Source organism: Streptomyces sp. NPDC057474 (assembly GCF_042802555.1).
In the GTDB taxonomy this organism is placed as follows: domain Bacteria; phylum Actinomycetota; class Actinomycetes; order Streptomycetales; family Streptomycetaceae; genus Streptomyces.
In genome coordinates this window covers 63,108-77,029 of the sequence record NZ_JBHVDX010000004.1, presented here as the reverse complement: position 1 = coordinate 77,029, position 13,922 = coordinate 63,108, and the positions used below count along the sequence as shown (strand labels likewise).

The window sequence follows — 13,922 nt, the reverse complement described above, 5'->3', positions numbered from 1 at the left end:
GGTATAACGTCAAGCGGTGCCAGCAACTTGCCATTGATACCCTCCAGGGGTATACAGACAAGTGCGAGGATACCCCTACCCCGTATCCGATCCGCAAGCCGCCCACGATGTACGAGGAGTTGGCATGGCCATCACCAGGACCGGCCCCGCCGCCGAGGTGGAGCTCTCCATCGGCGGCATGACCTGCGCCTCCTGCGCGGCCCGCGTCGAGAAGAAGCTGAACCGCATGGAGGGCGTCACGGCCACGGTCAACTACGCCACCGAGAAGGCGAAGGTCAGCTACGCCGATGACGTCTCGGTGCGGGACCTGATCGCCACCGTCGAGGCGACGGGGTACACGGCACAGGAGCCCGCGCCACCCGCACGGGCCGAGCCCGACAGTACGGGCGAGGCGGAGGAGGACGAGTTGCTGCCGCTCAGGCAGCGACTGATCACGGCGGTGATCCTCGCCGTCCCCGTCGTCGCGATGGCCATGATCCCGGCATTGCAGTTCGAGTACTGGCAGTGGCTGTCCCTCACGCTGGCGGCACCCGTGGTCACGTACGCCGGGTGGCCCTTCCATCGCGCCGCCTGGACGAACGCCCGGCACGGTGCCGCCACCATGGACACCCTGATCTCCATCGGCACGCTGGCCGCGTTCGGCTGGTCACTTTGGGCGCTGTTCTTCGGGACGGCGGGCACACCGGGCATGACACACCCCTTCGAACTGACCATCGTCCGGGGTGACGGTGCCGGGAGCATCTATCTGGAGGCCGCGGCCGGGGTGACCGCCTTCATCCTCGCCGGGCGCTACTTCGAGGCCCGCTCCAAGCGGAAGGCGGGCGCGGCACTGCGGGCGCTGCTGGAGCTGGGCGCGAAGGACGTCACCGTCCTCACGCCGGACGGCGGCCAACGGACTGTCCCCGTATCCGAGTTGAAGGTCGACGACCGCTTCCTCGTGCGTCCCGGAGAGAAGATCGCCACGGACGGGACGGTCGTGGAGGGCTCGTCCGCCGTGGACGCGTCCATGCTCACCGGCGAGTCCGTGCCCGTGGAGGTCGTGGTCGGCGACCCGGTCACCGGTGCCACCGTCAACGCGGGCGGGCGGCTCGTCGTCGAGGCCACCCGGGTCGGCGCCGACACCCAACTGGCCCGGATGGCGAAGCTGGTGGAGGACGCGCAGAACGGGAAGGCCGCGGCCCAGCGGCTCGCGGACCGGATCTCCGCCGTCTTCGTGCCGATCGTGCTCGCCCTCGCCCTGGGCACCCTCGGCTTCTGGCTCGGTAACGGCGCCGGACTGACGGCCGCGTTCACCGCAGCCGTCGCCGTACTGATCATTGCCTGCCCCTGCGCTCTGGGGCTCGCCACGCCGACCGCGCTGCTGGTCGGCACCGGGCGCGGCGCCCAGCTGGGCATCCTGATCAAGGGCCCGGAGGTGCTGGAGTCCACGCGCAAGGCCGACACCGTCGTCCTCGACAAGACCGGCACCGTCACCACCGGCCGGATGACGCTGCTGGCCGTGCACCCCGGCGCCGGCACCGACGAGGTCGAAGTCCTCCGGCTGGCGGGCGCGTTGGAGCACGCCTCCGAGCACCCGGTCGCCCGTGCCGTCGCCGAAGGAGCGTCGGCGCGGCTCGGCTCACTGCCCGTGCCGGAGGACTTCGCGAACGTACCCGGCCTCGGTGTGCAGGGGATCGTCGACGGCCACTCGGTCCTCGTCGGCCGCGAACGACTCCTCGCCGACTGGGCCATGGAACTTCCGGCGGACCTCCGACGGACCAAGGAGCAGGCCGAGGCGTCCGGCCGTACCGCCATCGCGGTCGCCTGGGACGGCGAGGCCCGCGCGGTCCTCGAAGTCGCCGACGCGGTGAAGGAGACCAGCGCGGAGGCGATCACCCGGCTGCGCGCGCTCGGCCTCACGCCGATCCTGCTGACCGGCGACAACAGGGCCGTGGCCGAGTCCGTCGCGCGTGAGGTCGGTATCGCGACCGAGGACGTGATCGCGGAGGTGCTGCCGCAGGACAAGGTCGAGGTCGTCAAGCGGCTCCAGGGCGAGGGCCGTTCGGTCGCGATGGTCGGTGACGGCGTCAACGACGCGGCCGCACTCGCACAGGCCGACCTGGGGCTGGCGATGGGCACGGGCACGGACGCCGCGATCGAGGCCGGCGACCTGACCCTCGTACGAGGTGATCTGCGCGTGGCCGCCGACGCCATCCGCCTCGCCCGCCGGACCCTCGGCACCATCCGGTCCAACCTTTTCTGGGCCTTCGCCTACAACGTGGCCGCCCTGCCGCTCGCGGCAGCCGGCCTCCTCAACCCGATGATCGCCGGGGCGGCCATGGCCTTTTCCTCGGTCTTCGTCGTCGGCAACTCCCTGCGCCTGCGGACGTTCCGAGCGGCCGACTGAATCAACTGGCCGAGGGTGAAGGCTCGTTCCGCGCCAAGCGCTGCGCGGGGCGGCCCCCAGGGCCTCCAGTCATACCCCGTCGCCCTAGCGACGCCGCCAGGGCAGTACCGCAAGATCGGTCGGGTTGCCCTCCGCGCGGACAAGGGCGTCGCCGATCGCCTCGCCGATCTCGGCCAGCTGGCGCACCTGCTCGGGAGTGAGGGCGTCGAACACCGCACGGCGTACGGCTTCCACATGGCCGGGGGCCGCGCGGTCCAGCAGCCCCTGCCCCTCGTCGGTGAGGACTGCCAGCTGCCCCCGGCCGTCGGCGGGGTCCTCCCGGCGGTCCACGAGTCCGGCCTCACCCAGCCGGTTGACCGCGTGGGTGAGACGGCTGCGGGTGATCTTCAGCCGGCGGGCCAGCTCGGACATGCCCAGGGCCCGGTCGGGCGCCGACGAGAGATGGGACAGCAGGGTGTAGTCGGCGTGCGTCATGCCGACGTCACGGCGCAGCTGCCGGTTGAGGTAGTCGCTGAGCAGGGTGGAGAAGTCGATGTAGGCCAGCCAGGCCCGTTGTTCCTCGGCGTCGAGCCAGCGCGGCGTGGTGGGCATGATCACACTCTACCGGCCTCCGTTTGAAGCTTCAATCACAAGGTGCAGCGCCACCTTCCGGCAATGTGTTTGAACTCTCAAACATGCTAGGGGCGCACGAAAGGCAGCACACGCAATGAAGCTCAGCAGGCAGCAGGTGGTCGGCACGGCGGTCACCACGGCGGCCGCCACCGCACCGGCCCTCACCGCGGTCTCCGCCACCGCGGTCGCCCAGACCGGCACGCACGGCACCGCGAAGGCCGCTGAGCAGGATCGGCTGACGGTGCTCTGCCGGCAGGCCAGGGCCGAGGGCGGCAAGGTCACTGTCTCTCCACCTCGCGCTCGGCGTCGAGGAACCGGACCCGGGCGATGAGCCGATCACATCGACATCGGGCTTGTCCCATTGGCCTCGGAATTGACGGGCATGGAGGAGAGCGATTCGACATGGCGGCGCTGCCCCTCGGCGAAAATCGTGTCGAACGCCAGGCTCGATTTACCCGATCCGGAGACTCCCACGAAAACGGTGAGCGCGTCCCGGGGCAGTTCCACCGAGACATCATGGAGGTCGTACTGACGAGCTCCTTTGATGACGAGACGGTCTTTCACACGTCCGGAGCCTGACCCACGTATTCACATGGGATTGCCGGATCATTATCGACGAATTTCCATTCCTCAGGCCGCGAGATATTCACCAAGGGCGGTAATGAGAAATTCGACGCGGCAGGTCACCGACCGTGGCGACCGCCGAGGTGGGCGAGGAGCAGATTCGGGTCCCGCATGGTGAAGTAGGCGCCGCTGAGTACGTAGACCGGCCGTCGTGGGCGCGGGCGATGCCGAGGACGATGTCGTCGCCGACTAGGGGGTCTGCGGGTTCGGCTCGGCGGGGAGGGCCGCGAGAATGCGGGTGTGCCCCTGCTTGGTGACATTGGCGATCTGGCGGGCGGCCGAGAAGGTCAGGTCGGCGGAGCCGTCGGGTTCGAGGACGATGTTCTCCGGTGTCTGTCCCTTGGTGATGTCGAAGTGGGCAACGATGCGCGGATGGGACACGGTTGGCGACGGCCCACCCCCGGTCGGAGTGGGCCGTCGCCACGGAAACGGAACAGGGGGCCGCCGGCTCGTCGCGGTCGGGCGTGAAGCGGTGGGCGGCCGACTCGCCGACGGTCCCTCGCCGACCGACGGGCCAGCCCACTCGCCGACAGTCCCTCGCCGACCGACGGGCCAGCCCACTCGCCGACAGTCCCTCGCCGACCGACGGGCCAGCCCACTCGCCGACAGTCCCTCGTCGAGCGGTGGGTCAGCCCACTCGCCGGCGGTCCGTCGTCGAGCGGTGGGTCAGGGGTTCGCGCAGGGCCAGGTGTGCGCGCAGCGTCGTGCCCGTGTACTCGGTGCGGTAGACGCCGCGTTCCTGCAGTTCGGGGACGAGCAGGTCGACGATGTCGTCGAGGCCGTCGGGGATCAGGTACGGCGTGACGTTGAAGCCGTCGACCGCGCCGTGCCGTACCCAGTGGGCGAACCTGTCGGCGAGGCCCGCCGGAGTGCCGACGTGGCCGCGCTGCGGGCCGAGGGCGATGACGGTCTCGCGTAGCGACCAGCCGCCCGCCTCGGCCTTCTCCCGCCACTCGGCGACCACATTGCGCGGGTCAGCGATGCGCCGGGCGCCGAAGGAGCCGTCGTTCTCGGCGACGACCGGGTCCTCCTTCGGCAGCGGCCCGTCGGCGTCCCGGTCGGAGAAATCCCGGTTCCACAGCAGCCCGGCAATGCCCAACGCCGTGGCGGGAGTCACCTGTTGGAGGCGGATCCAGCGCTTCTTCTCCAGGGCCTCCTCCTCGGTGGCCCCGATGATGATCTCCGTACCGGGGAGGATGCGCAGGTCGTCCTCGGGGCGACCGGCGGACAGCAGGCGACGCCGGACGTCGTCGGCGAAGGCCAGCGCGTCGTCGAAGTCGTTGCCGTGCGCGGAGAAGATGACATCGGCGTTGCGGGCGGCGAAGTCCCTGCCCTCGCCCGAGTCGCCGGCCTGGAAGATCACCGGGTGGCCCTGGGCGCTGCGCGGCAGTGTGGGCGCGAGGTCGACGTCGAACTGCCGCCCCTGGTGGCGGACTTGACGCACGGCTCCGGGTGCTGCCCAGCTGGAGGCGCCCGGCGAGCCGGAGGCGGCGCCGTCCTTCCAGCCGTCCCAGAGGGCGCGTGCCACGGTGAGGAACTCCTCGGCGCGCGTGTAGCGGTCGGCGTGGTCGAGGTAGCCACCACGGCGGAAGTTCTCCCCGGTCCAGGCGTTGTCGGTGGTCACCACGTTCCAGCCGGCGCGGCCCTCGGAGAGCAGGTCGAGGCCGGACAGGCGGCGGGCGAGGTCGGGGGCCTCGTTGAAGGTGGTGTTGGAGGTGGAGACCAGGCCGATCCGGTCGGTGACGGCGGCCAGGGCGGCGAGCTGGGTGAGGGCGTCGGGCCGTCCGGCGACGTCGAGATCGTGGATCTTCCCGTCGACCTCGCGCAGACGCAGCCCCTCCCCGAGGAAGAACGCGTCGAACAGGCCCCGTTCGGCGGTCCGCGCCACCTGCCGGAAGCTGGCGGGGTCGATCTGGCTGCCGCTCGCCGGGTCGGACCAGATGGTCCAGTGGTTGACGCCCTGGAAGAAGACCCCGAGGTGCAGTTGCGCGTCGGGCCGGGGCGCGTCGAGTGGATCGGTGCGGGTCATCGGGTCTCCTCCCCGGCCGGGACCGCCGCGGTGGCGTAGCGGTTGGCGGGCCGCTCCAGGCCCAGGTGGGTGCGCAGGGAGGCGCCGGGCAACGGGCGGACCGCGTACCGCCGTTCGAAGAGGTGCGGCAGTACGAGCCGGGACAGCTCCGGAAGGTCCTCGTCCAGCACGAGCGGATGCAGCCGAACGCCGTCCACGACACCCCGCAGCCGCTCCAGCAGCGCGGCCAGTCCGGCGGCGGAGCCGATGTGGCGCAGCCGTCCGCGATCGGTCCAGGGCGCGTGCTGTTCGAGGTCGGCGACGCGTTCCTCGGCCGTGGCGTGCGCGGTGTCGAGGGCGACCTCGATCTCGGCGAAGGCCCGGGGCGTCCCGGCGCCGGCGGCGGCCGAGGCGACGACGGCGAGGTCACGGCCCGCGACGAGGGCGACGTCGAGCCGCTCGGCGGGCACCAGGTCGGGGTGGCCGAGCACGACGACCTGGCCCTGCGGGGGACGAGGCACGATCGCCGGCCCCTTCACCGTGAAGGTGTCGCCGGTGAAGTCGACGTAGTGGAGCCGGTCGCGGTCGAGGTAGCGGCTGGTGGCCACGGAACGGATGACCGCGTCGTCCTCCCACGAGTCCCACAGTGCGCGCACCGCCTCGACGCCGTCACGGGACTCGCGGGCTCGGGCGGCGGCCCCGTCGACGAGGGGGCGTCCCCAGGCACGTGCCGCCTCGGGCCGCGTCTCCTCGCCGACCACCCACCCGGCGCGCCCGACGGAGATGTGGTCGAGGGACGCCAACTGGCTGGAGACATGGAACGGTTCGGCGTACGTGAGGGGGACGACCGGCGCGACACCGGCGACGCTCGTCGACGCGGCGATGAACGCGGCCCGCTCCACCGCGCCGATCCGGCCGACCGTGTCGGGCGCGGCACCGGGCGGGAGCACGCCGTCGTCCAGGGTGAGCAGGGTGAACCCGGCGTTCTCCGCGGCGGCGGCGACACGGGCCACCCTGCGCGGGGTCAGCAGATGCTCGGGAGAGTGGGCGGCGCGGCGCCAGGCCGCGGGATGGGCGCCGTCGCCGTCGAGTTCGACGGCGAGGCGCAGGGCGGGGCCGGACATGGGGTTCCTTCCGAGGGCACGACGAGACGGCCGGCCCGAGGGGCCGACGGGGGGTCACACGCGTGCGGAAGGACAGACGGCGGAGGCGGTACGGCAGTAGTCCACATGCCGCCGGGTGATCAGCCGCGCGCCCGCGCCGGCACCGTGCGGTGCCGCGTCACGTGCGCGCATCAGGGCCTCCACCCGTCCAGTAACGATCGCTTCAACCTACGCCGTCCGCCCGGGAAGATGTCAAGAGCATTAGTTGTACGCGCATGAGACGACCCCGTTGCCCAATTGGGTGACCCGGTTCGGGGCGGCCTTCCCTCGCCCGGAGACCTCCTTGCCCCAGCCACCGACTCCCACCTAGCCTCATTTTGTGCCGCGAATAAACAAAACCCGAACGCACAACGCCGTGCCGGGCCACGACAAGGACCTCGTCCGCCTCCGCGCCCTCCGTATCGCCATCACCGCCTTCTTCGCCCTCGACGGCTTCGTCTTCGCCGGCTGGGTGGTCAGGATCCCCGCGATCAAGGAACAGACCGGCGCGTCGCCCGGCGCGCTGGGGCTCGCGCTGCTGGGCGTGTCCGCCGGAGCGGTGATCACGATGACGCTCACCGGCCGACTCTGCCGCCGTTTCGGCAGCCATCCGGTGACGGTCGCCTGCGCCGTCCTTCTGGCCCTCAGCGTGGCCCTGCCCCCACTCACGCACTCGGCACTCGCACTGGGCTCGGTGCTACTGGTCTTCGGCGCGGCTTTCGGCGGGATGAACGTCGCCTTCAACAGCGCCGCCGTGGACCTGGTGGCCGCGCTGGGGCGGCCCATCATGCCCAGTTTCCACGCCGCGTTCAGCCTCGGCGGCATGGTCGGAGCAGGGCTCGGCAGCCTCGTCGCGGGCTCCGTCTCCCCCACCCGCCATCTGCTGGGCATCACCCTGATCGGCCTATTGGTGACCGCCGTCACCGCACCCACCCTGTTGCGCCACGAGCCCCCGGCGCCACCGGACCGCACCCCCGAACAGGGCGACCGGGAGGCCGGCCCCCGCCGCCTCGACGGCCGTACGCGCGGCCTGGTGGTCGTCCTCGGTCTGATCGCCGGGTGCACGGCGTACGGCGAGGGAGCGCTGGCCGACTGGGGCGCCCTGCACCTGGAGGCGGATCTGGACACCTCGCCCGGTGTCGCGGCGATCGGTTACTCGTGTTTCGCGCTCGCCATGACGATCGGCCGGCTGACCGGGACGCCCCTGCTCGAACGCCTGGGCAGGACCACGGTGCTCGTGGCCGGTGGCGCCACCGCGACAGCCGGCATGCTGCTCGGGGCTCTCGCCCCCTCGGTGTGGGCGACCCTGCTCGGCTTCGCGGTCACCGGTCTGGGCCTCGCCAACATCTTCCCCGTCGCCATCGAACGCGCCGGTGCGCTGGCCGGCCCCAGCGGTGTGGCCACCGCTTCCACCCTCGGCTATCTCGGCATGCTCCTCGGCCCGCCCGCGATCGGTTTCATGGCCGAGTGGTTCTCCCTGCCCACCGCGCTCACCAGCGTCGCGGTACTCGCCGCGTTCGCCTCCGCCATCGCGTTCGCCACCCGCCACTCGGCCGCGAAATGACCACTCACCGTTGCCCCGTGACACCTCGCGGTGCATGAAGTCAGCCCTCCGAGAAGATGAGGCAACCATTCAGTCGTTCGATTCGTATAACTCCCTGGAGGCACTGCGACCCGGCCGAACAGAGGACGGCCGGAGCGTCACCATCCGGTTTTCCGGATGGTCCCGAACAAGGAGAAACGATGCGACTGTTCGTGCTCAACTACGCTCGCGCCGCTGAGCAGTTGGAGTTCAGCGCTCCGTACACCTACGACTCCGGGCTGCAGTTGAACGTGCTCGCCGACGGGCGGATAGCCGCTCACGACCAGGGCCTTATGAGGGAATTGGGGGCGACGACGTCCACAGCGGGCTCGAAGACCCATTTCGACGACTGAACGCGGACCGGCGACGATGACGGTGCTGATCCTCACCTGCGAACAGGATGTGACGGCGGACCTGGTGGTGGCACAACTCAACAGGACCGGCGTACCGGTGGTCCGGCTCGACCCCGCCGACCTCCCCGGCGGGGTGGCGCTCTCCGGCGAGTACGTGCACGGCTCCTTCCGCGGGCATCTGTCCGCCGGGGGGCGTCTGGTGAGCATGAGCGGGCTGCGGTCGATCTGGCTGCGCCGGCCCGGCGTTCCGGCCGCCCGGGTCGCCGAGCCGTCCGCCTGGTTGACCGAGGAGTCCTCGCAGGCCCTGTACGGCATGCTGCGCGGCACGGGCGCCCGCTGGATGAACGACCCGGACGCGGCCCGCCGGGCCCGGCACAAGCCGTGGCAGCTCCGGCACGCCCAGCGCTGTGGGCTCCCCGTGCCGGCCACGCTGATCACCACGTTCCCACAGGCTGCCCGCGACTTCGCCGAGCGCTTCCCGGACCTGGTGGTGAAGCCGGTCTCCGGCACCCACCCGCAGGAGCCCGCCCGGACGGTCCCGACCAGCCGTATCGCGCCCGGCACCGACTTCACCGCCGTCGCGTTCGGCCCGACGCTGCTGCAGCGCCGGATCGCCAAGACCGCCGACATCCGGCTCACCGTCGTCGGCGACCGCATGCTGGCCGCCCGCAAGGCGGTCGCACCGGACGCGCACCCCGACGAGGTGGACGTCCGCTTCGCCCCCTCCACCGCGCCGTGGCAGCCCGTCGACGTCCCGGCACGCACCGCCACGGCCGTACGCACCTACCTCCGCGACGCCGAACTCTCTTACGGAGCCTTCGACTTCGCGGAGGACGCGGAGGGGATCTGGTGGTTCCTGGAGTGCAACCAGTCCGGCCAGTTCGGGTTCGTGGAGATGGACACCGGCCAGCCGATCGCCCACAGCGTCGCCGAGTGGCTGGCACACGAGGAACCGGGGGCGGGAACGCGCCGCGAGGGCCGGATCCGGGCGACACCCTGACGCCCCTGACGACCCGCTGGTGAACCGAAGCGCCCGCCGCGGCTCGGGCGGGCGCTTCGAGCACGCTCCATCCGGCAGACTCGCCCCATGGAGACCGCCGAGCACATCAGAGCCCTGGACGAGGAAGGCCGACTGCTCGCCACGGCCGCCCGGAAGGCCGGTACGGACGCCGAGGTGCCGACGTGCCCGGAGTGGCGGGTGCGGGACCTGGTGCGGCACACGAGTGTCGTGCACCGCTGGGCCACGGCGTTCCTCGCCGAGGGACACGCCTCGCCCCGCCCCCTCGGGAACGACCCCGAGCTGGACGGTGACGCTCTGCTGACCTGGTTCGAGGACGGTCACCGGCGCCTCGTCGACACCCTGCGCGACGCCCCCTCCGACGTCGACTGCTGGAGCTTCCTGCCCGCCCCCTCCCCGCTGGCCTTCTGGGCACGCCGCCAGGCCCACGAGACGGCCGTGCACCGCGCCGACGCGGAGTCCGCGCTCGGCGGCGAACTCGGCGAGCCCGCCGTGGACTTCGCCGTCGACGGCATCGACGAACTCCTGCTCGGCTTCCACGCCCGCGGCAGGAGCCGGGTGCGCACCGAGACGCCTCGTGTCCTGCGGGTGCGGGCGACCGACACGGCCGCCGTCTGGACCGTACGGCTGTCGTCGGAGCCGCCCGTGGCAGAACGCGCGGAAGCGTCGAAGGCGGAGGCCGCCGACTGCGAGATCTCGGGCCCGGCGCCCCGGCTGTACCTGTCCCTGTGGAACCGGCTTCCCCTCCCTGCCGTCACAGGCGACCCCTCGCTCGCGGAGCTGTGGCGGGAGACCTCGGGCATCGGCTGAACCAGGTCCGGCGGGATGCGCCAGGTGCCTTGTCGGGTACGCCCGCCGCCCCCACACTCAACCCATGGGGAGACGAACGCAGGCCGAACGTGACGCGATGACCACGGAGATCGGTTTCGCGCTCTTCGCGGGAGCGGTGTCGGCGGGCGCGGCCTACTTCGGCGTGACCGAGTTCCTGCCGAACCTCTTCGGCTCCCTGCGCGGCCGGTGGAGCCTGCTCGGCCCCCTCGCGCTCACCGTGACCGTGGTGGTGTTCGTCGCGGTCGTCACGATCGTGCTGACCCGCTTCCGGCGCGCCACGCGAGTCGGCCGACACGCTGCGGAACGACCCGGCGGGCCGGGCTCCGCTCAGCCCAGCCGGCCCGGCCGTACCAACCCCGACTCGTAGGCCGGCACGACGAATTGGGCCCGGTCGCGGGCGCCCAGCTTCACCATCGTGCGGCTCACATGCGTCTTGGCGGTCAGCGGGCTGACGACGAGACGGCGGGCGATCTCGTCGTTGGTCAGGCCGATGCCGACGAGGGCCATCACCTCCCGCTTCCGCGCGGTGAGTTCGGCGAGGGAGGCGACGGCCGCGGGCTCCTTGGAACGGGCCGCGAACTCGGAGATCAGCCGCCGCACTCTGCTCCGCCATGCCTGCCACGCTAGACGCCGCCCACCGGGCACGACGTCACCCGAGCGGGGTGATCACACATACTCCCGGCGAAGTACGCCCCGCCGGTCCCGGGGAACGTCAGCGCTCCGCCGCCTCGGACTGCGGGAACACCAGACCGACATGGTGGGCGAGTTGACCCGCCGCGTGCCGGAAGAACACCCCACGGTCCTCGACCACCCGGTTGAACTGCCCGAACACCTCGAAGCTGACCAGCCCGAACAGCTGCGCCCACGCCCCGACCAGCACCGCGACCACCTCCGGCGGCAGATCGGGCGCGAAATGCTCGGCCATCCGCCGCGCCTCGGGCCGCAGCTCGGCGGGCAGCTTCCACTGGGCCACACCCTTGTCCTGGTAGGAGTCACGCACGATCCGGATCAGCACCAGCCCGGCCCTGGACGCGGCCGGCAGGGTCGTGTCGGGCGCGGTGTACCCGGGCACGGGCGAACCGTAGATCAACGCGTACTCGTGCGGCCGCGCCAGTGCCCACTCCCGCACGCCTTCGCACGCCGCGACCCACTGCCCGGCCGGACTCTCACCGGCGGCCTTCGCGTGCGCGGCTTCAGTGGCCTCGCCCAGGGAGTCGAAGGCGTCGATGATCAGCGCGGTCAGCAGCTCGTCGCGGCTCGGGAAGTAGCGGTACAACGCGGAGGAGACCATGCCGAGCTCCCGCGCCACGGCCCGCAGCGACAGCTTGGCGGCGCCCTCGGCAGCGAGCTGTCTGCGCGCCTCGTCCTTGATGGCGGCGGTGACCTCGATCCGGGCGCGGGCGCGGGCTCCTCGTGCTGTGCTCATGCGAAGCAGTGTGCCACAGAGGCAGAGCACTGCACACATTTCGGAGCAGTGCTCTCAAATCGGAGCACCATTCACGAGACAGAGCGGCAGCCGCAAATGAGAGCACTGCTCTTGCTTTGGAGCACCGATCTCGTGCACACTGCTCTCAAGCGAGAGCAGTGCTCTCTGAATCACTCGGAGAGCCGCTCGACCACTACGGGAGGAACCCCATGTCGTCGTCGCCCCACTACATCAAGTCCAACCCCTTCGACCGCGCGGTGAACGGCTTCATCGGCTGGCTCGCCCGCCGCGGCGTCAGCCTCCTCGGCACGGCCGAGCTCTCCGTGCGCGGCCGCAAGAGCGGCGAGTGGCGTCGACTGCCGGTCAACCCGTTGCCGTACGAGGGCGGCCCCTACCTCGTCTCGGCGCGCGGCCACTCCGAGTGGGTGCGGAACATGCGGGCGGCGGGCGGTGGACGACTTCAGGTGGGCCGCCGGGTGCAGGAGTTCACGGCGGTCGAGCTGCCCGACAAGGAGAAGCCCGTCGTGCTGCGCACCTACCTCAAGAAGTGGGGCTGGGAGGTGGGCCGGTTCTTCGGCGACGTCGACGCCGACTCCACCGACGAGGAACTGCTCGCCGCCGCACCGAAGCACCCCGTCTTCCGGATCACCGTCAAGCGGTGACGGGGCGGGCGGGGCGCAGGTGGCCGACCGAGAGGTGCCGACGCGGCGCCGCCCCGTGCCTACCGGTCGAACGCGGTCAGCGCCCGCTGGGCCAGCGGGTGGGTGCGGACGATCTCGCCCAGGGAGGTGGACCCGCGCGTGATGTCGACGAAGGCCCGCCAGGCAGGGCGGAAGCCGGTGATGGCCGCGTGGAAGAGCCCGGGCCGCCGCTCGAAGGCGATCAGCAGCCGCTTGCCGACGCTCATCTCGACGCCGAGTCCCGCCTTCACGGCGAACGCGTAGTTCAGGGCCTGGCGGCGGGTGTCCACCGCGTCGTGCGCCTCGGCGATCCGCACCGCCCACTCCCCCGCGAGCCGCCCCGACCGCAGCGCGAAGGAGATGCCCTCCCGCGTCCACGGCTCCAGCAGCCCCGCCGCGTCCCCGCAGACCAGCACCCGCCCCCGCGAGAGCGGCGAGTCGTCGGCACGGCAGCGCGTCAAGTGCCCGGAGGAGACGCTCGGTTCGAAGCCGGCGAGGCCGAGCCGCCCGATGAAGTCCTCCAAGTAGCGCTTGGTGGCGGCGCCTTCACCGCGCGCGGAGATCACACCGACGGTCAGGGTGTCGCCCTTGGGGAAGACCCACCCGTAACTGCCGGGCATCGGGCCCCAGTCGATGAGGACGCGCCCCTTCCAGTCCTCGGCGACGGTCTCCGGCACGGGGATCTCCGCCTCCAGGCCGAGGTCGACCTGTTCGAGCTTCACCCCGACGTGCGCTCCTATGCGGCTGGCGCTGCCGTCGGCGCCGACGACGGCCCGCGCGAACAGCGTCTCCCCGCTCTGCAGGACGACGGCGACCGTGCGCCGGTCCGGCACGGCCGAGCCGTGCTGCTCCACCCGGGTGACCGTGGCGCCCGTACGCAGCTCGGCGCCCGCCTTCTGGGCGTGCTCGACAAGTTGCTGGTCGAACTCGGGCCGGTTGATCAGGCCGAAGAGCATCTGCTTGGACTTGCGCGTCCGGGCGTAGCGGCCGTCGAGGGAGAAGGTGACCGCGTGCACACGGTCCTTGAAGGGCAGTTCGAAGCCGGGCGGCAGCGAGTCCCGTGAGGGGCCGATGATGCCGCCGCCGCACGTCTTGTACCGCGGCAGCTCCGCCTTCTCCAGCATCAGGACGCTGCGTCCCGCGACCGCCGCCGCGTAGGCGGCCGAAGCCCCCGCGGGGCCCGCGCCCACCACGACGACGTCCCACACCCGCTGCACGTCGTCCGCCGAAGAGTTCTCGCTGCTCACGATGGTCTACTGC

The 13,922-nt window shown here is 71.5% G+C and carries 14 protein-coding genes and 2 pseudogenes; 8 read left to right on the top strand and 8 right to left on the bottom strand.

Going from position 1 to position 13,922, the window contains the following annotated elements; translation table 11 throughout:
- Positions 1–124 precede the first annotated feature (124 nt).
- On the top strand, positions 125–2,386 hold the full coding sequence (locus ACFU53_RS01980; protein ID WP_383984965.1) for a heavy metal translocating P-type ATPase: 2,262 nt from the start codon (positions 125–127) through the stop codon (positions 2,384–2,386).
- 84 nt (positions 2,387–2,470) lie between these two features.
- Here the strand turns inward: ACFU53_RS01980 and ACFU53_RS01975 are convergent, their stop codons facing one another.
- Complete coding sequence (locus ACFU53_RS01975) at positions 2,471–2,977, bottom strand: MarR family winged helix-turn-helix transcriptional regulator (protein ID WP_383984962.1); 507 nt, start codon at positions 2,975–2,977, stop codon at positions 2,471–2,473.
- 115 nt (positions 2,978–3,092) lie between these two features.
- Here ACFU53_RS01975 and ACFU53_RS01970 point away from each other — a divergent pair, with 115 nt between their 5' ends.
- Positions 3,093–3,329, top strand: a complete 237-nt coding sequence (locus ACFU53_RS01970; RefSeq protein WP_383985054.1) for a hypothetical protein — start codon at positions 3,093–3,095, stop codon at positions 3,327–3,329.
- On the opposite strand, the pseudogene ACFU53_RS01965 reads toward ACFU53_RS01970, so the two are convergent.
- The 4 genes and pseudogenes from ACFU53_RS01965 to ACFU53_RS01950 all read right to left on the bottom strand — a co-directional run.
- Positions 3,321–3,562 (bottom strand): annotated as a pseudogene (locus ACFU53_RS01965) (hypothetical protein); the annotation flags it as partial. The gene ACFU53_RS01970 and the pseudogene ACFU53_RS01965 sit on opposite strands and share 9 nt — an antisense overlap.
- A gap of 249 nt (positions 3,563–3,811) precedes the next feature.
- A complete protein-coding gene (locus ACFU53_RS01960; protein ID WP_383984959.1) occupies positions 3,812–4,003 on the bottom strand; it encodes a hypothetical protein in 192 nt (63 codons plus the stop codon).
- Positions 4,004–4,250: 247 nt separating this feature from the next.
- Positions 4,251–5,651 carry an NtaA/DmoA family FMN-dependent monooxygenase gene (locus tag ACFU53_RS01955; protein WP_383984956.1) on the bottom strand — a complete coding sequence of 467 codons (1,401 nt, stop codon included), beginning with the start codon at positions 5,649–5,651 and terminating at the stop codon, positions 4,251–4,253.
- The gene (locus tag ACFU53_RS01950; RefSeq protein ID WP_383984953.1) at positions 5,648–6,754 is read right to left on the bottom strand and encodes an LLM class flavin-dependent oxidoreductase; all 1,107 of its coding nucleotides are present in this window, start codon (positions 6,752–6,754) and stop codon (positions 5,648–5,650) included. Before ACFU53_RS01950 ends, ACFU53_RS01955 begins: the two co-directional genes overlap by 4 nt.
- A 394-nt stretch (positions 6,755–7,148) precedes the next feature.
- Here ACFU53_RS01950 and ACFU53_RS01945 point away from each other — a divergent pair, with 394 nt between their 5' ends.
- The 5 genes from ACFU53_RS01945 (at position 7,149) to ACFU53_RS01925 (ending at position 10,923) form a co-directional block, all read left to right on the top strand.
- Complete coding sequence (locus ACFU53_RS01945; RefSeq protein WP_383984950.1) at positions 7,149–8,336, top strand: MFS transporter; 1,188 nt, start codon at positions 7,149–7,151, stop codon at positions 8,334–8,336.
- Between the two features lie 179 nt (positions 8,337–8,515).
- On the top strand, positions 8,516–8,707 hold the full coding sequence (tgmA, locus tag ACFU53_RS01940) for a putative ATP-grasp-modified RiPP (RefSeq protein ID WP_013005676.1): 192 nt from the start codon (positions 8,516–8,518) through the stop codon (positions 8,705–8,707).
- A 16-nt stretch (positions 8,708–8,723) separates the two neighbouring features.
- Entirely contained in the window at positions 8,724–9,707 is a 984-nt protein-coding gene (gene tgmB, locus ACFU53_RS01935) for an ATP-grasp ribosomal peptide maturase (protein ID WP_383984947.1), read from the top strand.
- 87 nt (positions 9,708–9,794) lie between these two features.
- Entirely contained in the window at positions 9,795–10,535 is a 741-nt protein-coding gene (locus ACFU53_RS01930) for a maleylpyruvate isomerase family mycothiol-dependent enzyme (RefSeq protein ID WP_383984944.1), read from the top strand.
- Between the two features lie 64 nt (positions 10,536–10,599).
- Complete coding sequence (locus ACFU53_RS01925; protein WP_383984941.1) at positions 10,600–10,923, top strand: DUF6332 family protein; 324 nt, start codon at positions 10,600–10,602, stop codon at positions 10,921–10,923.
- On the opposite strand, the pseudogene ACFU53_RS01920 reads toward ACFU53_RS01925, so the two are convergent.
- Together ACFU53_RS01920 and ACFU53_RS01915 are read right to left on the bottom strand one after the other, a co-directional pair.
- Positions 10,884–11,153: pseudogene (locus ACFU53_RS01920) on the bottom strand (response regulator transcription factor); the annotation flags it as partial. The gene ACFU53_RS01925 and the pseudogene ACFU53_RS01920 sit on opposite strands and share 40 nt — an antisense overlap.
- A gap of 115 nt (positions 11,154–11,268) precedes the next feature.
- Entirely contained in the window at positions 11,269–11,982 is a 714-nt protein-coding gene (locus ACFU53_RS01915; RefSeq protein WP_383984937.1) for a TetR/AcrR family transcriptional regulator, read from the bottom strand.
- A gap of 209 nt (positions 11,983–12,191) precedes the next feature.
- Here ACFU53_RS01915 and ACFU53_RS01910 point away from each other — a divergent pair, with 209 nt between their 5' ends.
- Complete coding sequence (locus tag ACFU53_RS01910; protein ID WP_383984934.1) at positions 12,192–12,644, top strand: nitroreductase family deazaflavin-dependent oxidoreductase; 453 nt, start codon at positions 12,192–12,194, stop codon at positions 12,642–12,644.
- A gap of 59 nt (positions 12,645–12,703) precedes the next feature.
- On the opposite strand, the gene ACFU53_RS01905 is transcribed toward ACFU53_RS01910, so the two are convergent.
- Positions 12,704–13,909, bottom strand: a complete 1,206-nt coding sequence (locus ACFU53_RS01905) for a geranylgeranyl reductase family protein (RefSeq protein WP_383984931.1) — start codon at positions 13,907–13,909, stop codon at positions 12,704–12,706.
- Between the last annotated feature and the right edge of the window lie 13 nt (positions 13,910–13,922).